Annotated in this window: 20 protein-coding genes; 16 read left to right on the forward strand and 4 right to left on the reverse strand. The window is 41.7% G+C overall.

Features of this window, described 5'->3' with window-relative positions; genetic code table 11:
* The 4 genes from H5202_RS23910 to H5202_RS01210 form a co-directional block, all read left to right on the forward strand.
* A partial coding sequence (locus H5202_RS23910; RefSeq protein ID WP_220493733.1) for a hypothetical protein occupies positions 1-182 on the forward strand: 182 nt, incomplete at its 5' end.
* Between the two features lie 353 nt (positions 183-535).
* Entirely contained in the window at positions 536-787 is a 252-nt protein-coding gene (locus H5202_RS01200) for a superinfection immunity protein (protein ID WP_182770222.1), read from the forward strand.
* A gap of 140 nt (positions 788-927) precedes the next feature.
* Positions 928-1149, forward strand: coding sequence for a hypothetical protein (locus H5202_RS01205; RefSeq protein WP_182770224.1), 222 nt, complete (start codon positions 928-930; stop codon positions 1147-1149).
* Positions 1150-1316: 167 nt separating this feature from the next.
* A complete protein-coding gene (locus H5202_RS01210; protein ID WP_182770225.1) occupies positions 1317-2114 on the forward strand; it encodes a hypothetical protein in 798 nt (265 codons plus the stop codon).
* A gap of 196 nt (positions 2115-2310) precedes the next feature.
* On the opposite strand, the gene H5202_RS01215 is transcribed toward H5202_RS01210, so the two are convergent.
* A complete protein-coding gene (locus H5202_RS01215; RefSeq protein WP_182770227.1) occupies positions 2311-3216 on the reverse strand; it encodes a hypothetical protein in 906 nt (301 codons plus the stop codon).
* A gap of 269 nt (positions 3217-3485) precedes the next feature.
* Between H5202_RS01215 and H5202_RS01220 the strand changes: the two genes are divergently transcribed.
* Positions 3486-4352, forward strand: a complete 867-nt coding sequence (locus H5202_RS01220) for a pirin family protein (protein ID WP_182770229.1) — start codon at positions 3486-3488, stop codon at positions 4350-4352.
* Between the two features lie 325 nt (positions 4353-4677).
* Entirely contained in the window at positions 4678-6081 is a 1404-nt protein-coding gene (gene dbpA, locus H5202_RS01225; RefSeq protein ID WP_182770230.1) for an ATP-dependent RNA helicase DbpA, read from the forward strand.
* 131 nt (positions 6082-6212) lie between these two features.
* On the opposite strand, the gene H5202_RS01230 is transcribed toward dbpA, so the two are convergent.
* Positions 6213-7646 carry a DEAD/DEAH box helicase gene (locus tag H5202_RS01230; protein WP_182770232.1) on the reverse strand — a complete coding sequence of 478 codons (1434 nt, stop codon included), beginning with the start codon at positions 7644-7646 and terminating at the stop codon, positions 6213-6215.
* Between the two features lie 337 nt (positions 7647-7983).
* Between H5202_RS01230 and H5202_RS01235 the strand changes: the two genes are divergently transcribed.
* From H5202_RS01235 to nqrF, 9 genes are all read left to right on the forward strand, one after another.
* On the forward strand, positions 7984-9042 hold the full coding sequence (locus tag H5202_RS01235; protein ID WP_182770234.1) for a DUF3626 domain-containing protein: 1059 nt from the start codon (positions 7984-7986) through the stop codon (positions 9040-9042).
* Positions 9043-9364: 322 nt separating this feature from the next.
* Entirely contained in the window at positions 9365-11167 is a 1803-nt protein-coding gene (gene cydD / locus H5202_RS01240) for a heme ABC transporter permease/ATP-binding protein CydD (RefSeq protein ID WP_182770236.1), read from the forward strand.
* Between the two features lie 35 nt (positions 11168-11202).
* Positions 11203-12900, forward strand: coding sequence for a heme ABC transporter ATP-binding protein/permease CydC (gene cydC, locus H5202_RS01245; RefSeq protein WP_182770302.1), 1698 nt, complete (start codon positions 11203-11205; stop codon positions 12898-12900).
* Between the two features lie 358 nt (positions 12901-13258).
* A complete protein-coding gene (locus H5202_RS01250; RefSeq protein ID WP_182770238.1) occupies positions 13259-14638 on the forward strand; it encodes a Na(+)-translocating NADH-quinone reductase subunit A in 1380 nt (459 codons plus the stop codon).
* A complete protein-coding gene (locus tag H5202_RS01255; RefSeq protein WP_182770240.1) occupies positions 14638-15852 on the forward strand; it encodes an NADH:ubiquinone reductase (Na(+)-transporting) subunit B in 1215 nt (404 codons plus the stop codon). The genes H5202_RS01250 and H5202_RS01255 overlap by 1 nt, the downstream gene beginning before the upstream one ends.
* Positions 15842-16609, forward strand: a complete 768-nt coding sequence (locus H5202_RS01260) for a Na(+)-translocating NADH-quinone reductase subunit C (RefSeq protein ID WP_182770242.1) — start codon at positions 15842-15844, stop codon at positions 16607-16609. The genes H5202_RS01255 and H5202_RS01260 overlap by 11 nt, the downstream gene beginning before the upstream one ends.
* Positions 16610-17230, forward strand: a complete 621-nt coding sequence (locus H5202_RS01265) for an NADH:ubiquinone reductase (Na(+)-transporting) subunit D (protein WP_182770244.1) — start codon at positions 16610-16612, stop codon at positions 17228-17230.
* Between the two features lie 9 nt (positions 17231-17239).
* Positions 17240-17848 (forward strand): NADH:ubiquinone reductase (Na(+)-transporting) subunit E, encoded by a 609-nt coding sequence (gene nqrE / locus H5202_RS01270; RefSeq protein ID WP_011638646.1) that lies wholly within the window; start codon positions 17240-17242, stop codon positions 17846-17848.
* A 24-nt stretch (positions 17849-17872) separates the two neighbouring features.
* A complete protein-coding gene (nqrF, locus tag H5202_RS01275) occupies positions 17873-19090 on the forward strand; it encodes an NADH:ubiquinone reductase (Na(+)-transporting) subunit F (protein ID WP_011638645.1) in 1218 nt (405 codons plus the stop codon).
* 200 nt (positions 19091-19290) lie between these two features.
* On the opposite strand, the gene H5202_RS01280 is transcribed toward nqrF, so the two are convergent.
* The gene (locus H5202_RS01280; RefSeq protein ID WP_182770246.1) at positions 19291-19464 is read right to left on the reverse strand and encodes a helix-turn-helix domain-containing protein; all 174 of its coding nucleotides are present in this window, start codon (positions 19462-19464) and stop codon (positions 19291-19293) included.
* Positions 19465-19838: 374 nt separating this feature from the next.
* On the reverse strand, positions 19839-20519 hold the full coding sequence (locus H5202_RS01285; protein WP_182770248.1) for a nucleoside-diphosphate sugar epimerase: 681 nt from the start codon (positions 20517-20519) through the stop codon (positions 19839-19841).
* 234 nt (positions 20520-20753) lie between these two features.
* Between H5202_RS01285 and H5202_RS01290 the strand changes: the two genes are divergently transcribed.
* Positions 20754-21425: a nitroreductase family protein gene (locus H5202_RS01290; protein WP_182770250.1), complete on the forward strand. Its 672-nt coding sequence runs from the start codon at positions 20754-20756 to the stop codon at positions 21423-21425.
* Positions 21426-21554: the final 129 nt, after the last annotated feature.

Below are 21554 nucleotides of genomic sequence, written 5' to 3' on the forward strand. Positions count from 1 at the left end.
TCAATCAATCAATCAATCAATCAATCAACATCAATACACTGTACATCGCGAATGCGCAGATCAATGGCTTAAATAAGTGCTGTTTATCAACTGTGTTAGCTTGTGTGCTACAGCCTTCTTTGTATGCCGTTATGGTATTCTTTTGGCCGAGTATCGCTTTGGGTTTATGGTTTTTTGTTTGATGATTAATAGAAAGTAAAGCTAGATATTATTTTTAAATCAGCTGGTTAAGTGATTTGTAATGGTTGGTGTCCGAATAAGCAATGAGTACTAAACAGGCGTAGTGGACGTAAGCCATAGTTTAATTAGTACAAGTGAAATCGGCATGAGAAGTGTCTACTATTTTTAGGGGGGATTACCACTAGACTAACAGCCAGCACAGAAACGACAATAATAGTGTCAATAATGTTTCAACTAAAAATGATGATTTGTGTAAATAAGACATTTTTTATCATACGATGACTTTTAGCTTGTTATTTAGGCTTTATGTTTTAGTATAATCCGTTGCACTTATCAATTTGGGAGAACGTAATAAATGGAATTTATAAATGAAATAGTGGCAAATGAGAATTATGCTTTTTTAGTGGTGTTAGTTATTGGGGGGCTGACTCTTTGGTTTCTTCCTGCGATTTTGGCATTATTTTTTAATCGAAAACACTTTAAATATATTCTGTTAGCGTGTATCCCAGCAGGTTTTTCTTTTATTGCGTGGGGCGGCGTTATAGTGTGGGCTACTACGGGTAAAGTTATTGGTAAATACGCTAATAAAGTCAACGCTGAAAGTTAACTTCTATCAATAAAATACACTTACCATAAACCATAAACCATAAAAATCATTATGTGCACTTATTTTTCGCTCACTTTGTGATGCTTTTAAGTGCCGTTTTTTTGCGTCAGTTTTCGGTATAAAATGCAAAAGGACATTACATGAAATACTTATCAATTGTCATCATCGCACTCTTACTTGGTTGTTCTTCACAAGATTTTAGTGCTCAGGTTAACGATGAGTTCATCGAGAAAGTTATTGGTGGCGAATACTCACGTAATGGCGCTCGATGCAAAACCATAAAAAATCAATGTCCTGATGGACAATACGAAGAGTGGATTCAAAAGAGCGGTGAAAAAGCGTGTGCGTGCAATAGCTTGTAGCATTCAATTGCTTTGAGTAAGGGTTAAAACTTGATAATAGTTAGCATAATACTGGCGATTTTTATCGACAGTTAAGCTGGTTATTAACTGTGTTGATAATCCTTTATTTCATGTTAATTATCAAAGGAAAGCGTCAGTTATATCTGGATATACAGGGAAGTAATACAATGAAAAAAATGATAAAAGTTGTGACATTATTGGTGTTAGGTGTGTGTTTGAATGTTCAAGCGAATGACAGATATAAACCTACATCTAATTTGTCATTGTTACGTTCATTAGACCGTGGCTATATGATTATTGGCACTACACATACAAACGATGTTAATGATCTTCAACTTGTCGATATAGAACGCCTTTTTAATGAGCTTAATCCTACTTTAGTGTTGTTAGAAGGTGGTTATTGGCCTGATAAAATGTCTAAAACTGAAGCGATTAAGTGCTGTGGTGAAATGGGCTTTTTACAGTTTTTAGCTAAGCAGCATCATGTCAAAGTAACAACTTGGGAAGGCGATAGCCTAAGTGAAGCTAAATTTGTATTAGAGAAGTTTGATGATGAAAGCCTAAAGGTATTTTATTTATTAAGACAAGCACCACAGTTGCTCAGTAATGCTAGTCTTGCCGACGCGAAAAGTAAGATGTCTAATCTGCTCGGACAATCTGGTTTTCCTGCAACAGAATATCACCTAAATGTTAAGCCAAATTCAATTGTTGAGTTAGACATTATGTTATCAACCATGGTGGGGAAATCTGTATCGTGGGTTGAGTTTTCATCGGCAACTATTTTTGACCAACAACTCAGCACCTCTGAATTTACAACGCTTAAAGCGATTAAAGATCGTGTAAATGAGTTTAGGGATAATAGCGCCATTAACAAGGTGAAAACCGCGATCGATAATAATGAACGAGTCATGTTTGTGGCTGGTGGGCTTCATTTTATGCCTGTCATGAATGCACTCATGCAATAGCTTAGTGCCCATAGCTGTTTATTCATTTATATTTTATTGATAAAGATAGATTGGCCATGTGTGGCATCTTAGGTCCTAGTCAGGAATCATCATAAGGAAAGGGCTTTGGGTATTGTATTTGCGGTATTAGCGGCTTATTTATCATTGACTAGGATAGTGATGCCAGATGTTGATATGACCATGCCAATTCAGTCACTCATTTTACGGCGTTGACTCTTTTGCGAATTGCTTCTGTTAATTGTTTTTTGACTTGGTCTTCGCCACAAAATGTTGCAAATCCGAGTCCCCATCCGTGTGGATTCACTTGAGTTGGCAATTCAACTACTCGGTAACAGTAATCACCCTGCTTTACGATTCTGTTAGGGTCTAGCCTATGATTAAAAGTATGCGGTTGGCTGATATCAATTTCTGGTGCGAGTTCTATAAAATCAAGGTTAGAGTCCATTTCACTCATGGTGCCTGTCGGCTTATTTTGTAATGCTGTTTGTGAGCCTATGAGAGTGTCTAATGCTGCAATATTATTTTGCTGTATAAAATGACTAGTGGCTTGTTGTATTGACGCGAATGAAGGCGCGGATTTGTTTACGTCAGTGGTCGTGTCTGGTTTTATTTGATTAGGCAATGCATTAGGTATTTTTGCACTCGCAGTCGATTGTATGTTGTTGGGCTTATTGTTTGATGGCATCACGTTATCGAGGGTGTTGTTTTCATTTAAGGAGGTCTGCGTCTCTGTCGTCTTTATGGTCGTTGATGGGCTCTCGTCAATTTCAATATCAACATCAATTTCATCAATTTTATCAATTTCAACATCAACATCTATATCAGCATTTATATCAACAATGGGTGGTTTACTCTGTACGGGTTGGGCATTTTCTATGTCATTAAGCTTGGGTGATAAACTTGTTTGGGTCATTGACTGGTATTGCGCCGAAGTCATGAGATAGCTTTTTATTGCGGTTGTCGAAGGTTTAACCACTAAAGCTGACATTCGTTGCGTCGCGTCTTGGTACCAAAACGCAATCAACACATAAATCAATAAAACATGGATGAATAAAGCCGTTAATACAGGCTTAAGCCAATATATTTCTTCAGGGGAGTGCATTGAAGCTCGAGAGTGTAGTGGCTCCCTGCCAACAGTTATGACTTCCATATATATCAATCACTTTATCGCAGTATTATCAGTCTTTTTTTGATTGTTAACAGATGGTAAAGTTCATTAATTGATGTGGATAAATGTATCTTGCTTGAGTAAAAGACATAATCCCTTTCAATTGGTCGATTTTATCGAAAGAAAATCACACTATTATGCAATATTTACTTCGTTAATAGCCTGCTATTATTAAACGATTGTTTTTCACGACTGAGATTTTTATGAAAGTATTACAGCGTTTTAGCGCCTTACCCGCAATGGACGGTGATGGTGTGAACATCAATCGTGTTGCCGACTTTGATAAGCTTCGTTTTGATCCCTATTTAATGATCGATGAGATTAAGTCTGATGATGAGCAAGATTTTATTGGTGGTTTTCCGCCGCATCCGCATAGAGGAGTAGAAACCTTTACTTATATTCGTAAAGGCGGTTTTGAGCATCGCGATCAAATGGGTAATGTTAAACCTATTCGTGCTGGTGACGTGCAATGGATGAGTACAGGCAGTGGCGTGGTGCATTCTGAAATGCCATTAGCAGATGCCAAAGAAGGGCTGCATGGGTTTCAAATTTGGCTCAATATGCCAGCAAAACACAAAATGCGTCCGCCGATTTATCAAGATACCAGTAAACAGACTAACCCAAGTATAGAGAATGAAAACGGTGCAACACTTGTTGCCTTAGCGGGGCGTTGGGGTTTTAATCATGAACCACATAAGATTACCTCAACGATTCAGGGTTTAGCGGGTCATGGTGCTATTGCCGATTTAACGTTAACTGAATATGGTCATGGGACGCTAAACCTTGCAGAGCACCAAACAGTATGTGCTTATGTATATCAAGGTGAGCTTAACTATATTGATGCTCAAGGTTTGCGAGAAACAGCAGGAGTAGGGCAGTTTTTAGTTTTAGATGCGCTAGAAGTATGTCATTTTCAAACTGAAGCGACAGGTGCTGGGTTATTAATATTAGCGGGCAAGCCGATTAACGAAAAAATTGTTCACATGGGGCCGTTTGTTATGAATACCCAGGCAGAGATAGAGCAAGCTGTACGCGATTATCAGCAAGGTCACTTTGGTCAAATTGCCTAGTATTTCCTTCAAAATAAGCTGAATAATCGATAAATATTTGTCAGCGAACTGCGAATAAAATTGCTACAATAGCTGACATCTGGCTTAGGTTTGTTTTAAGACCTTTGCTCACACCAATCTTATTTATTATGTGTTCCTTCTGGCAAGATAAATCGTTCGCAAATATCGGTAAGCATTTTTCATATAACATCATTGTATATGCTAATTTTGTTCCGCTATTTAATGATAATTTTGCACGTTATTGGCTCATTTATGTAATGGCATTGGTATATATTTTTGCAGCTTTTGCCTGCTTTTTACCTTTCGATATCAGAGGATATTTGCCTTGAGTCAGTCTACAGAACCGGTCGTTAACACGGCTTTTACATCACTTAAATTAAAACCTGAATTGCTTGAAAACCTCCAAACTATGGGTTTTGAATCGATGACTCAGATCCAAGCTGAAAGCTTACCGCCTATTTTGGCCGGTGAAGATGTTATCGGCCAAGCGATGACGGGGTCTGGTAAAACGGCTGCCTTTGGTTTAGGTTTGCTCAATAAACTGGATGTAAAACGTTTTCGCATTCAAACTATGGTGCTATGTCCAACGCGTGAGTTAGCCGACCAAGTAGCGAAAGATATTCGTACCTTAGCCCGTGGAATTCATAACGTTAAAGTATTAACACTTTGTGGCGGCGTACCAATGGGACCGCAAGTTGGTTCATTAGAGCACGGTGCACACATTATTGTCGGTACCCCTGGCCGTATTGTTGATCATTTAGATCGCAACCGTTTAGATTTAAGTAACATGGACATGCTGATTTTAGATGAAGCCGATCGCATGTTAGAAATGGGCTTCCAGCAGCACATTGACCAAATTATTGCCGCAGCACCTCGTGAACGTCAAACGTTACTGTTTAGTGCTACGTTCCCTGATCAGATCCAAGCGATTGCCGATCAAATTCTGTATAAACCGGTAATGGTTAAAGTTGAAGCTAAGCACGATAACCTCACTATCGATCAACATTTTTACCGTATCGAAGATAACCAAGGCCGTCTTGAAGCATTGCGTTTATTGTTATTAGATAAGCAGCCTGAAAGCGCTGTGGTGTTTTGTAATACCAAGCGTGAAACCCAACAAGTGGCTGACTCATTGCATGAGTTTGGCTTTAGCGTACTAGCGTTACATGGTGATTTAGAGCAACGCGATCGCGATCAAATGTTATTGCAGTTTGCTAATCGTAGTGCGCGTATTTTGGTTGCCACAGACGTTGCAGCACGTGGTTTGGATATTGATGAGTTAGATGCGGTATTTAACTATCATATTGCTTACGATACTGAAGTGCATATTCACCGAATTGGTCGTACTGGCCGTGCTGGCAGTTCTGGAGCCGCATATACTTTCTTTGGTGAAGAAGACGGTTACAAAATGGCGATGATTGAAGAAGCCATGAACAAAGATGTAGTGAGTGAGCCTTTACCGCCAATGAGTGCGCTAAACAAACAACCGCTTGCTGCTGAAATGATCACGATTCAGATTGAGGCGGGTAAAAAGCAAAAAATCCGTCCAGGTGACATTGTTGGTGCATTAACGGGTGGCAATGGTTTAGATTTTAACGATATTGGTAAAATTAAAGTGACTGATTTTCGCGCTTACTTTGCCGTAAAAAGTAATGTGTCTAAACAAGCGATGAATATCATTAGTAAAGGTAAGTTAAAAGGTCGTAGCTATCGTGCTTGGTTTATGTAATTGAGTCTTTAGCCTCTAGGGTTGCAGTAGATTGATTTGCAGTAGATTGACATACAGTAGATTAGGTTATGCCTCAATAATAAAAAAGCCGGTGAACAATGTTCACCGGCTTTTTTATGCTCTATCGCTAGTTAACTTTTAACTTTAGCGTTGGCATAAGGATTACTGCTATTGCTTGAAACTACAGGTGCTGTACCACTGCGACGTGGTGGGCGATTACGTTGTGGTGGTTTATTACCATTCGCTCTTGCTTCAGCTTTAGGATCTGCAGGCTTATCGTGACTACGAGTTTGCTGGCGAGAATCGAATTTACGTGCTGGTTTATCACCTTGAGCGCCATCATTTGCATGCTGTTGAGCATGTTTACTGCGGTTCGGGTTTGGCTTTTTAGCGCCAGCACCGCCAGATCTGCTACTCGCTTCTGGGATAGTAAATGGTGCTTCAAAACCAGCAAGTTGCTTACGTTCAATAACACGATTGATTAAACGCTCGATATCATGCAGTAATTTAACTTCTTCAAGACCCACTAATGAGACCGCTTGACCTGTTGAACCAGCACGGCCGGTACGGCCAATACGATGCACATAATCTTCAGGTACGTTTGGTAAGTCAAAGTTAACCACAAATGGCAGTTGATCGATGTCGATACCACGCGCAGCAATATCAGTTGCGACCATAACTTGTACAGCACCCGCTTTAAAATCTGCTAATGCTTTAGTACGTGCGGTTTGGCTTTTATTACCATGAATGGCAGCGGCTTTAATGCCTGCAGCTTCTAGGCTTTTCGCTAAACGGTTTGCACCATGTTTGGTACGAGAAAACACTAATACCTGTTTCCAATCATTGGTTTTAATCAGTTCGATTAGCGCCATTGATTTACGTGTTTTATCTACTGGATACACACACTGGGTCACAGTGTTTGCTGTTGCGTTACGCGGCGTAACTGAAATCTCTACCGGATTGTTAACTAAGCCTTTAGCAAGTTCACGAATTTCATCTGAGAATGTTGCTGAAAACATCAAGTTTTGACGCTTAGCGGGTAGTAATGCTAATACTTTTTTTATGTCGCGAATAAAACCCATGTCTAGCATGCGGTCTGCTTCGTCTAACACTAGAATTTCTAATTTGCTGAAGCTAATGGCTTTTTGCTGGCATAAGTCGAGTAAACGACCTGGCGTTGCGACTAAAATGTCGACACCATTTCTGAGCGCAGCAAGTTGTGGCACGATGGATACACCACCAAACACTACCGCTGATTTTAACGGTAAGTTGACGCCGTAAGTGGCGACGCTTTCTTGTACTTGCGCGGCAAGTTCACGAGTTGGTGTTAATACTAACGCACGGACTTGACCACGTTGCGCTCGTTCACCTTTAGATAATAATTCTAAAATTGGCAGGGTAAAACCAGCTGTTTTTCCTGTCCCAGTTTGTGCTGCTGCCATAACATCTTGACCGGCTAAAACAGCTGGAATTGCTTGTGCTTGAATTGGAGATGGGGTGTCATAACCTTGTTTTTCAACCGCTTTTAAAATAGCAGCATTCAGACCAAGTGAGGAAAAACTCATAGAAAAATCTCTTTGGGCAACGCATTGTTGCTTTGAATAAAAGGTAGCCATTAACGGCGGCCGTGAAGCTTACCTGAAAACCTCTTTGAGTGCTATTAAATCCCTGAGTAGGCAACGATATATACTCTGTGATTGTGATTAATAATCGGCTATTTAATGGTGGAAATGTATCGTTTGTGATCGCCAAATACCGCGATTTAATGAAATCGTGTTAATCTTGGGACCAGAATCAGTGCTATAAGTCGACTTATTACATACAATAAAATGGTGACTCGTTTTCTATACAAATATTCAGCAACTTAGCTGAGGTTACTTAAACTTAAGGTGTCTCTTACTGATGAAATTAACGGCACAAATACATATTGAGAAAATGGCGTATGAGCTGCGAGATCATGCTCATGCCGTGATCAAAAATGTGCTGTTAATGTCTAATATTTCAACCTTATCTCTCCAGCTTGCTATGCGTGAGCTCGCTCAACATAGCCGAGTCGCGTTGCATTTTCATCCCGATCAAATTGATAATCGAGGCCTCACCGTCGTTGATGGTTTATTGCGTGATGGTGTGTATAAAAGCCAGTTTGAAACCCATGTCTCTAATGGTCATTTATCCCCCGAGTTAGGTGGTTCTCGCGACCATTGGGAAAACCAATTATTCGGTCAAAGCTATTCTGGTATTAAGCATCGGCCTAAATATGGTGCGTTAGATTTAGGTTTGTGCCCTTTAGGCCCCGCTCCTCGCTTTGGCAGTTGTTATTTAATCACTCAGCCTCAAATATTGTCTCGATGTACCTTTAGCTACATGGACTCTTATCGATTGCCCAAAGAAAAGGGCACTATAAAGTGTTTTGATGCGATTTTAGCGGCATTACTCAGTGAGAGTTTTGAGCGTCAATATGCTTTGGGTATTTCTGGGCTTAAACCGAGTAAGTTGATCGAACATTTTAGTCAGCATTTAACCGATGATATTAGTAGTCGCTTCAATGTGGCCCCTAGCGGTAATCTAGATCATTATATTGAAGCCCAGATCCACGGTGATGTGTCGCTGGATCAAGATATTGCGATATTAGTTGCTGATCCATCATATATAGGTACTGCCATTGGAGATTCATTAATCGCCCTGTGTCATGAGTACGACATTGAGTTGCATTGGCATCAAGGGCGTCAGATTAATGTGGCACAAATACCAGATGATTTTCGTGGTGCAGCGATGCCTATTTTGGCGAAAAGTCTTGCAGAGAATGAGTTGATTAATGCTGAAATTATTGGCCGTGCGGCGTATCAATTGCAAAAACAACCAGCTTCATGGAGTGAACGTGGCGCGCATTCTAAAAAAAGACAAGACTTAAAGTTACTCTGGCACGTATTGGTAAAATACGGGGAGAGTACCGGCCAATAATTGGTGCCGCAGATAGTCAATAACTTTTACGCTTATTCCTTCCCTTTTGGTGCTTTTCACATATTAGCTTGATTTTGTTGCTCACCATTTTTGTGTTGATCAGTGTGATATTGTGTTGCGATAAACAACGCAATTGTTAAGCTATGTACTTTATTGAATCTGATAATTTTCAAGCTGATAGTGGCTAAATTTAATCTTTAAATAAGGCTTTATTAGCAAAATGTGAATCAGATAACATTTACACTGTTTTAGGTGTTAACTCGATGCCAGTACTGCGATACTGCGTGATTAAAGTGGTCATCGATAACTCTGCCGGAGCTTCATGGACAAGTCGTTAGAAAAGTCATTAGCCAAGTGGCTTAAAAGCCAACAATCTTCTTGTGGTATTTTCCTCAAACTATCGGTGTTATGTGGCGTGCTAAACGGCATTGCAATCGTCGCACAGGCCTTTTTTATTGCCCAGATTTTACAGGGTGTCATTATTGATAACCTTGCCCCCGCCGCATTAAACCTTCAATTCTTTGCTCTTATTGGCTTGTTATTCATCCGAGCCTTGTTAGCGCAAGTGCGCGAACGGATAAGCTTTGAGGCGGGCAAACGATTACGCACAGACATACGCCAAGCAGTGCTTAAGAAATTAGTCGCATTGGGGCCAGTATTTATTAAAGGTAAACCCGCTGGGGCATGGGCAACCTTAGTATTTGAGCAAGTTGAAGATTTACATGACTTTTATGCTAAATACTTACCGCAGATGATGCTGGCAGGGTTTATTCCTTTACTGATATTAGCTTGTGTATTTCCGCTTAATTGGGCCGCTGGGATTATTTTGATGACCACGGCACCATTGATTCCGCTATTTATGATTTTAGTGGGGATGGGTGCTGCAGATGCTAATCGTAAAAATATGCAGGCGTTGTCGCGGTTAAGTGGCCACTTTATGGATCGCCTAAAAGGTCTGCAAACGTTAAAGCTATTTAATCGGGGTGATGCGGAGTTAGTGAATATTGAACATGCTTCAGAAGATTTTCGCACCCGAACGATGTCGGTATTACGTTTAGCCTTTCTGAGTTCCGCGGTATTAGAGTTCTTTGCTGCGGTATCGATTGCTGTGTTGGCGGTGTACTTTGGCTTTAGTTACTTAGGCCATTTAGATTTTGGTCACTATGGCATACAGGTAAGTTTATTTACCGGCATGTTTGTGTTGATTTTAGCGCCAGAATTTTACCAACCCCTACGAGACTTAGGCACTCATTATCACGCCAAAGCTCAAGCTATAGGTGCTGCAGAGGCGCTGGTTGAACTGCTTGATTATCAAGTTAATACACCTGCTAAAATCCATTCAACATCACCAGATATGGCGTTCACAGCCGACAGCATAGGCATTCAAGCCATTGGGATTGAAGTGTTTAGTTTAGATGGTCAGCGTTTAGCTGGGCCAATATCATTTACATTACCTGCTGGTGAACATTGGGCTATTGTGGGCCCTAGTGGCGCGGGAAAAACCAGTTTGCTCAATGCATTGCTGGGTTTTTTACCTTATCAGGGATCGTTACTCATTAATGGTCAGGAGTTATCACAGCTTAATGTGGCGCAATGGCGACAACATTTGGCTTGGTTAGGACAAGATCCACAATTGTTTCATGGTACGGTGCGAGAAAATGTTGCGTTGGCCAACCCGCAATTAAACGATGAGCAGATCATGACGTTGCTAGAACAAGCTGATATCAGTGAGTTTGTAAAACAGCAACCGTTAGGCCTTGATTTAGTCATAAGCGATCAAAGTGCAGGTGTATCAGTGGGCCAGGCTCAACGTTTTGCTTTAGCACGTGCGTTGGCACAACCCGCTAAGCTGTTTTTATTAGATGAACCCACCGCGAGTTTAGATGCTCAAAGCGAGCAGTCGGTGTTGGCTTCTTTGCACCGCGCTATGCAGTCGACAACGGCATTAACCGTTACCCACAAGTTAGATGATTTACACAATATGAATTACGTATTGGTGATGGACAGCGGAATGGTGGTGCAACAAGGCCATGTCAATGAGTTACAGCAGGCGGATGGATTATTGGCACAAATGCTCAATCAACAACAAAACCTACAACAGAATCAACAACCGGAGGTGTGCTGATGTCGCAATCCGCTGACGCCGCGCCGCGCAATATTATTCAGGTATTACGGCCGTTTATTGCTTTGTTCCGCCGCCAGTGGCTGATGATGTTAGTCGGCTTATTGCTTACATTTACCACGTTACTCACCGGTATTGGTCTGTTGTCATTATCTGGCTGGTTCTTATCTGCCAGTGCGGTAGCAGGCTTAGCCGTGGTGACGGCCCAAACGTTCAACTTTTTTACTCCAGCAGGAGGCGTTCGATTTTTCTCCATAGCTCGGACGGCAAGTCGTTACGGTGAGCGCTTAGCAACTCATGAAGCGACCTTTAAATTGCTGACTCAACTGCGTGTTTGGGCATGGAATAAGTTGCTGCCGTTGAGTGCGGCTAACTTACAAGGTTTACGTAGAGGCGATTTGCTCAATCGTTTAGTCGCCGATATTGATACCTTAGATCACCTCTACTTACGCTTACTTACGCCAATGGCCGCATCTTTGATGATGATTGGCGTATTGTTGGTGTTTCTTGGTTGGTTTGATAACCATTTAGCCTTGAGTTTATGCGCTTTATTATTAGCGGCTTGGTTTATTTTACCGCTGGTATTTTATTACTTAGGTAAGGCACCTGGGCAAGCATTGATGCAAGCGCAAAGGCAATATCGAGTCGAGTTGTTTGATGTTATTCAGGGGCAAGCTGAATTAAGTTTATTTGGTGCCAATAAGCGTTATTTAGCCCAACTTGATAAATCACAGCAGGCTTTATTTAGTCAGCAAACTACCATGGCTAATATTACTGGGTTGAGCCAAGCATTATTGATATTAATCAATGGCAGTGCAGTAGTGTTTATGTTGTATTTAGCAGGTCAAAGCGTCGGAGATGCCACGCCTCCAGGGCCTTTAATGGCCTTAATGGTGTTTGCCACCATGGCCAGCCTTGAAATGATGATGCCAATTGCCGGAGCCTTTCAGCATTTATCTAGCACGGTACTTGCCGCCCGACGAGTAACTGAAATAACCGAACAAATACCTAGCATTAAATTTAATCCTAACAGTCAGTTACAGGTAAATCTCGGTGCTTTACAGCTCAGTGGTGTTCACTTTGGCTATCACAGCCATTCTCCGGTGTTGCAAGGCGTTGACTTAACACTTAACGCTGGTGATAAAGTGGCTATTTTAGGCCCCACAGGTTGTGGAAAATCCAGTTTATTGGGACTGATTACTCGTGACTGGGCGCCGCAACAAGGGTCTATTATGCTTGATGGCGAGCCAATAAGTGCCTACAGCGATGTTAATCTTCGTGCTGCGATGACAGTGGTGAGTCAACGAGTTTATCTGTTTTCTGGCACCCTACGTGACAATTTAGCGTTGGCGTTACCTTTTGTGCAAAGCGAAGTCAAAAAAGCTCATGATCATCGTTTTATTGAAGTGTTACAGCGGGTTGGTTTACAAACATTGTTGCAGGGTGATAAGCCATTAGATTGTTGGATAGGTGAGGGCGGCCGACAATTATCGGGTGGTGAGCAGCGCAGAATTGGGGTCGCAAGGGCATTATTGCGTGACGCTCCTTTGTTATTGCTCGATGAACCGACTGAAGGATTAGATAAACGTACCGAGCGTGAAATCCTTAACGTGTTGCTCGATTTTGCGGAGCATAAAACCCTGTTAATGATAAGTCATCGTTTGACTGCGTTAGAACAAATGGATTCAGTGTACCTTTTTCAACAAGGTCGACTAATCCCACAGATAGCGGATTAAAATAAGCCATTAGCGGATTAAACTCTTAGCCTAGCGCGATAGAACATCAGTTATGGCTGTTGTCGGGTATGGGTAATCAAGCCAAATATGCGGTTGTTAATCAATCTAGTCATGGCTTTTTTTATGGATAATTGGTTATAACATGTACCGCTAATACTGCCGGAATGTAACAACCCTTTTGACACATTAATTACATAAATAGTTTTATCTCGGGACGATAAATTGACCTGCTTCACAAATCTTGCATTCGGTTATGTTTCAAAATTACAGTCCTCGCTCGTAGTGTGATCTTAGTTACTATATTAGTAGTTGCAAACATATAACATTAACTATCGAATATTTTTAGATGGTGAATGTGATGGCTGGTGTGACCAATCCAGTAATAACTATTAAGCGCGGACTTGATATCCCGATTGCTGGAGAGCCCCTGCAGCAAATAGATGGCGCACCGAAAACGACCCAAGTAGCCTTAATTGGTGAAGAATATGTCGGCTTAAAGCCAACAATGTCGGTTGAAGTAGGTGATCGCGTAGTCAAAGGGCAAACGCTATTTGAAGACAAGAAAACCCCTGGCGTGTTATTTACCGCGCCAGCAAGCGGAGTTGTTAGCGCAATTAATCGCGGAGATCGCCGTGTACTGCAGTCGGTAGTGATTGATTGTGATGCCACGCAAGAGCCTGCAATGATTCTCGAATCAGTGGATATTCATGCGCTATCAAATAAAGCCGTTAAAGACGGTTTAGTTCGCAGTGGCTTATGGACTGCACTGCGAACGCGTCCTTTTTCTCGAGTTCCCCAATTAGATGTCAGCCCAGCAGGGATATTTGTTACTGCTATTGACACGAATCCTCTCGCGCCCGACCCGCGTGTCATTATTGCGACTCAACCACAGGCTTTTCAAGCTGGATTATTTGCCCTAACGTTTTTGACCACCGAAAAGGTGTATTTATGTCAAGACGATGGTGCTTCGCTATTGGTAGGTACGGACAGTGAGTACGACTTATCGCAAGTCAGTGTTCAGCGCTTTAACGGCGTGCACCCAGCAGGATTAGTTGGCACTCATATTCATTACTTGTTACCAGCCAGTATTGAACGCCAAGTGTGGCATGTGGGTTATCAAGACGTGATTGCCTTTGGCAAACTGTTTTTAACTGGTGAGCTGTATACCGATCGTATTGTGTCGTTAGCGGGCCCGAATGTATTAAAGCCACGATTAGTGCGTACTCAAATGGGCGCAAAACTCAGCGAATGGCTTACTGATGAAATTAACCATCGCCATTCACGTATTGTGTCAGGCTCCGTTTTGTCTGGTCACACTGCCGCAGGTGTTTATGACTTCCTTGGCCGGTTCCATAATCAAATTAGCGTATTGACTGAAAATGAACGTCAAGAGTTGTTGCCTTGGATCCGTCACGATAGCAGTAAATTCTCACTTACCGGCATCATGATATCAGGTTTTAGCCGCACTAAAAAACTGTTCGATTTCACCACTCATGCAGGTGGTTCGCCGCGCGCCATGATGGCGTTTGGCCAACTAGCCCGCGTAATGCCGCTTGATATTTTACCCACTCTTTTAGTGCGTGATTTAGTGGTGCGCGATACTGATGAGGCGCAACTGCTTGGCGCATTAGAGCTGGATGAAGAAGATTTAGCGCTGTGCACTTTTGTGTGCCCAGGAAAGTATGACTTTGGTAAAGAACTCCGTGCTTGCCTAGATATTATCGAGAGGGAAGGTTAATGAGTCAGCAACAGAAAAAGCCCAGCAAACAGTACAGCTATTATGCTCATGGCGACTCGATGCGCAGCTATTTACGTTCATTGTGGATAGCCAATGGTCGCAGCACCAAAGGCGATGTGCACATTCGTGATGCGATTGATGTTAAGCGCACCATGCACATTGTGGGCATGTGCTTATTTCCGGCTATGTTATTGGGCATGTACAACATTGGCCTGCAGGCTCAAATGGCCATTATTGCTGGGGCAACACAGCCGGATGTATGGCAACTAGCCTTTTATAACTTGCTGTTTGGTCCACTCACAGAAAGTGCAGGTTTGATCAGTTTGTTCGCCTATGGCGCCAGTTTTTATGTGCCATTTTACTTAACTGCGTTGGTGGTTAGTTTGGTGTGGGAAGTGGTATTTGCCAAAGTGCGCCGCCAAGAACTGCACGAAGGTTTCTTCATCACCGCGTTATTGTTCTCTCTGATTTTACCTATCTCTACGCCGTTATGGATTGTGGCTTTGGGCCTTAGCTTTGGTGTGGTCGTGGCCAAAGAGATGTTTGGTGGCATGGGTTACAACTTTTTAAATCCTGCTTTAGCAGGCTATGCGTTTATTTATTTTGCCTATCCAACAGAAGTAGTGTCATTAAGCCAGTTTGTTGCGGTTGATGGCTTTTCTGGTGCAACTACGCTAACCCTTACCGCAGCTAAAAAACTCAGCTTTATCGATGTGAGTTGGTTTAGCGTGTTAAGCGACAGCTCTTGGTGGAATGCCTTTTTAGGCTTTACTCCTGGTGCCGTGGGTGAAACCAGTACCTTAGCCATTCTTATCGGTGGGGGTATTTTACTGCTTACCCGCGTAGCTGATTGGCGTGTGGTAGCCGGTGTCATGCTGGGAATGATCATTACTGTGTTGTTGTTCAACTATTTTGGTTCTAGCAGAAATCCTATGTCGGCAATGCCGTGGACATGGCATTTAGTCACCGGTGGTTTTGCACTGGGTATGATGTTCATGGCCACCGATCCGGTGACGGCGTCATATACCCGCAAGGCGAAATTTGCGTTCGGTTTTATGATTGGTTTTATGACCATTATTATTCGTTTACTGAATGCAAAAATGCCAGAGGGCATTATGTTGGCAATTTTGTTTACTAATTTATGGGCACCGTTATTCGACTACTTAGTCGCACGCGCCAATATTAAACGGAGACTAAAACGTCATGGCCTTTAAGAAAGATAGCGTCGCTGGAACAATGGTTTTTATTATCATTTTAAGTCTAGTTTGTTCATTTATGATCACAGGTACCGTGGAGATTTTAAAAGAGCGCAAGTTGGCTAAAAAGCGCGAAGAAGTGCAGCAGTTTGTGTTAAAGGCTGCGGATATCGATATCAGCAAAGGTGACTTTAGCGAGTTATTTGCTCAACGAGTGAAACCTAAGATGGTTAACTTGGCGACAGGCAAGGTGACCGAAAAAGCCAATTTACTTGATTTTGATGAGCGCATGGCATCAATTAACCCAGAAACCTCTTCTAAACCGAAAAAAGACACCGCCAAAATTAAAACTATGGCCAACGACATCCGTATTTTTGAGGTGTATGACAGCAATGGTCAACTTGCCAGCATTGTTATGCCGATTTATGGCAAAGGCTTATGGTCGATTATTTACGGTTACATGGCGATAAAACCAGACTTAAACACTATCGAAAACATCGTGTTTTATGAGCATGGTGAAACCCCTGGTATTGCTGACTTTGTTACCGACCCACAATGGTTAGCACTATGGAAAGGCAAAAAGCTGTTTAATGAAAAAGGCAAAATTGCCATTAAGGTTATTAAAGGCGGCGCTAAAGACGGCGACATTCACGGCATCGATGGTGTGAGTGGTGCGACGCGCACGGGCGTAGGTATTCAACGCTTAGTTGAGTTTTGGTTTGGCGTTGAAGGGTATCAAACCTATCTACACACGTTAGCTGCGGAGGGTAAGTAAATGAGTAATACCACTTCAACTCGCGAGATCCTGACATCACCCATTTTTGCCAATAATCCAGTGGCAATGCAGGTTTTAGGTGTGTGTTCGGCTTTAGCGGTCAGTAATTCGATGCAAACCGCATTCGTCATGACACTTGCCGTGACCTTTGTGTTGGTCTTTTCTAACTTGATTATCTCAAGTATCCGCAATTTTATTCCTAATAGTGTGCGGATTATTGCGCAAATGACGGTGATTGCCTCGTTGGTGATTATTGTCGATATGGTGTTACAAGACGTGGCGTATGAATTGTCAAAACAGTTATCTGTGTTTGTCAGTTTGATCATCACTAACTGTATCATTATGGGCCGTGCAGAAGCCTTTGCGATGAAACATCCTCCTCACTTAGCCGTATTTGATGCCTTGGGCAATGCCTTAGGTTATGGCTTAATTTTAATGGGCGTGGCGTTTATTCGTGAGCTACTGGGGCGTGGTACTTTATTTGGTCACAACATATTTACCACTATTGAAAATGGCGGTTGGTATCTTGCTAATGAAATGTTCACTTTACCACCCAGCGCGTTCTTTTTAATTGGCGTGATGATTTGGGTCATTAAAATCATTCAGCGTAAGCGCGGATAAGGAAACAGCATGGAACACTATATTAATTTATTTATCCAAGCGGCGTTTATCGACAACATGGCGCTGTCATTTTTCTTAGGCATGTGCACCTTTTTAGCCGTGTCGAAAAAGGTCTCTACTGCATTTGGTTTAGGCATTGCGGTGATTGTGGTAATGGTGCTGGCTGTGCCATTAAACCAAATTATCTACGTCAATATCTTAGCGCCAGGCGCATTAGCTTGGGCTGGGTTTCCTGAGCTGAATTTAAGCTATTTACAGTTGATTACCTTTATTGGGGTCATTGCTGCGTTGGTGCAAATCTTAGAAATGTTTTTAGACCGTTATATTCCAACGTTATATCAGTCATTAGGGATCTTTTTACCGTTATTAACGGTGAACTGTGCCATTTTTGCTGGGGTCATTTTTATGGCTAACCGTGACTATAACTTTACTGAGTCTGTGGTATTTGCGTCCGGTTCTGCTGTGGGTTGGGCGATGGCGATTGTGTTATTAGCGGGACTTCGTGAACGAATGAAGTTTCATGCTATTCCTGATGGGTTACAAGGCATTGGGATTACCTTTATCACCACCGGCTTAATGGCTCTGGGCTTTATGTCATTTGCGGGCATTACGTTATAACGCATTGAAGAGAAGGGTTATTTAATGGAAATGGCAATAGGTATTGGCATGTTTACCATAGTGGTAAGTTTGCTAGTGGTGGTGATTTTAGCTGCCAAACGTAAGTTAGTGAACACCAATGATGTCACTATTAGCATTAATGATGACGCCAGCAAAAGCGTGCAAACTCCTGCTGGTGATAAGTTATTGGGCGCCTTGTCTGGGCAACATATTTTTATACCATCAGCGTGTGGCGGTGGTGGTACGTGTGGCCAATGTCGCGTAAAAGTGAAAGCCGGTGGCGGTGATATTTTAGCGACTGAACTTGATCATATTTCAAAAAAAGAAGCCAAAGAAGGTTGCCGTTTGGCATGCCAAGTTACCGTGCGAACCGACATGGAACTTGAAATTGATGAAGAAATTTTTGGGGTTAAAAAATGGCAATGTGAGGTTATTTCAAATAATAACCAAGCCACATTTATTAAAGAGTTGTTATTAAAAATTCCCGACGGTGAAGATGTGCTGTTTAAAGCCGGTGGTTACATTCAAATTGAGGCGCCTGCGCATAAAGTTCGTTATGCCGATTTTGATATTCCTGAAGAGTATCGTGGCGATTGGGTTAAATACGGTTTATTCGATTTAGTGTCTACCGTTGATGAAGACGTATTACGTGCTTATTCAATGGCAAACTACCCTGATGAAAAGGGGACTATTATGCTAAACGTGCGTATTGCAACGCCGCCTAAAGCTGGTTTACCACCAGGCAAAATGTCGTCGTATATTTTTAATTTAAAAGCCGGTGATAAGGTAACGATTTCAGGACCATTTGGTGAGTTTTTTGTCAAAGAAACCGATGCTGAAATGGTGTTTGTTGGTGGTGGTGCGGGTATGGCACCGATGCGATCGCACATATTTAACCAATTAAAAAGTGTTAAAACCAAACGTAAAATGAGTTTTTGGTATGGTGCTCGCTCAACTCGTGAAGTGTTCTATCAACAAGACTTTGACCAACTAGCCGCTGAAAACGACAACTTTGTTTGGCATGTTGCTTTGTCTGATCCACTCCCAGAAGATAACTGGACGGGTTATACCGGCTTTATTCATACCGTGCTGTATGAGAATTACTTGAAACAGCATAAAGCGCCGGAAGACTGTGAGTTTTATATGTGTGGTCCTCCGATCATGAATGCGTCGGTGATAGCCATGCTAGAAAGCTTAGGTGTAGAGTCTGAAAATATTTTGCTAGATGATTTTGGTGACTAATGCTGTGCTGAACATTTGTTATCTCATGTTTGCTAGCTCTAGTTCAGCCATTCATATTTGCTCGTCAAAGTGCGGTTTAGAACCAGTAACTAAGAATATGAACAGAGATTATCAATAAAAAAATCCCCATACTGTCATTGACGGTTTGGGGATTTTTTATCAGATAAGGTTTCACTCGATATTAACGTTCAGAATCGATATTAACGTTCAGAAAATGCTAGATAACGCATTACTTCGGCTTTGTTAAAACTAAGCACATTACCATTTTGTTCAGTGAGCAGTAAATTTTCGCGAGCATAACGCTTAATCGTAGTAGGGCTTTTGTCGAGTATTTCACAGACTTCATTTAGCGTTAAATCGTTATCATCACTCATTCTTGTTCTCCTTACGTTATGGTTATAATTACTCGTGTTACCTTGTTAGCATCGAACATCACATGTGCATTAACTTGTCATATCCGGGTGTTTTTGTCGAGTGAAGTCTTATACCAATCAGATTAATTATCTCATCAGTTCAGAGCGTCTCAAACTTTTCAATTCAAGGTGCATTAATATAGGAATCGTTATTCCTTTTTGAGTTAATGCAGCGAAGCAGTGGAATGCTTTAGATGCTTGCGAAAGACGGGTTTCAAATCACGTTACTCTGCGTTGAGGCCTTTGGACGTAAAATAACTATGCCTTTAAGTCTTCATCTTGATTAACGTCATTTGAATTCCCGCTGCATGAGCTGACAACTAATACGATTGGTATTAATAATGACAGCGATGCATCATGACATTGGTGATAATTTGATGTGTTGGAGCGACCTGAGGTTTTAAAGCCACTAGGTACATCGACTCTGCAACCGTGTGTGCATCAATGGGCTGATATTTACGCAGCGGGCCGATAAATAAAAACGATAAACCACCAAAAAGGATTTGGCCTATATCTTCCATAAAACGGCTATTATCTCGCGGGCCTAATAATAAGCTCGGTTGAAAAATATTGAGTACCGGTAAAGATAGCGCCTTAAGTTCTTGCTCTACTTCGCCTTTGATCCGGTTATAGAACACAGTTGATTTAGCATCCGCGCCCAATGCGGTCACCACCATAAATTTAAGCGAAGGATTTGCTTGAGCTTGGATGAGTTTAGCAAAAGCTAATACGGCTAATTTATCCACTTGAATAAAAGCTTCTTCACTGCCCGCTTGTTTAATTGTTGTGCCTAAACAGCAAAACGCATGATCCACTTTTTCGGCTAATGTGAGCTCATGTACTTCGTCAAGTTGGCAGCAAATAAAGTGCACTTTTTCAGCACCAAATTGATGTTCGACCAAATTAGGTGCCGAACGGCCAATAACCAATACTTTACTATAATGTTCACTTTCAATGATGCGAGTGAGTAAGGTACTCCCCACTAACCCCGTCGCACCTATTATTGCTGCAATCATATAACCCTTTAGAAAGCTAAACCGACTCACTAGACTCTAATCTGTCGCCCGAACGGTTTCAATAAGAATATTTTAATAGCAATTATTATCCTGTTTGTTAGCTTAGGGCTATTACAAAAAAATAACGGTTGTTGAAAAATAATTTTTTACTCGGTAATAGAATAACAACCACAACAACAGCCAAAACAAAATTTAAAACCACAATGAAAATAAGAACAACAATTAGGATGGATTATGAGCCAAGCGCATTTACCACTAACCGATTTTATTGAGTATTCCCCAGATGAAATGCTCAAGCGGGCACAAGATAATTATCAGCAAGTTAAACGACGACATTCAATACGGGCATTTTCTGATCGCGCTGTACCGCAAGCCATTATTGAACAGTGTATATTAGCGGCGGGCACTGCACCCAATGGTGCTAACCATCAACCATGGCATTTTGTGGCGATAAATAGCCCACAGATAAAAGCGCAAATTCGTCAACAAGCAGAGGCCTTAGAGCAAGCGTTTTATGCTGGTCGCGCCGGTGAAGAGTGGTTAGATGCATTAAAACCTTTAGGCACCAATGCTGATAAACCTTATTTAGAACACGCGCCATGGTTGATCGCAGTGTTCAGTAAAAAGCGCACTGAAGCTGCGGGTGAGCAGAAGAGTAATTATTATGTACATGAGTCTGTTGGGATTGCGACTGGGTTTTTAATTCAAGCATTACATCATGCAGGTCTTGGCACATTAACGCATACACCAAAACCAATGAGTTTTTTAAGCAAAGTATGCGGGCGCGACAATGATAATGAACGTCCGTATATGCTCATTATTGCTGGGTATCCTGCAGATGATGCCACCATTCCACAGCATGCTACTGAAAAAAAGTCGCTCGATGAGATTTGTGATTTTATTTAATGGTGTTCGCTGGTAATCTATCTGTATTTACAGAATGACTGCTTGTAAAATGATTGCTTGTAAAATGATTACTTGTAAATGACTACTTGTAAATTGATTGTTGGTAAGAATATTATTGATCTAAATGAT

Origin of the sequence: Shewanella sp. SG41-4, from assembly GCF_014164505.1 — a bacterium.
Lineage (GTDB): Bacteria > Pseudomonadota > Gammaproteobacteria > Enterobacterales > Shewanellaceae > Shewanella.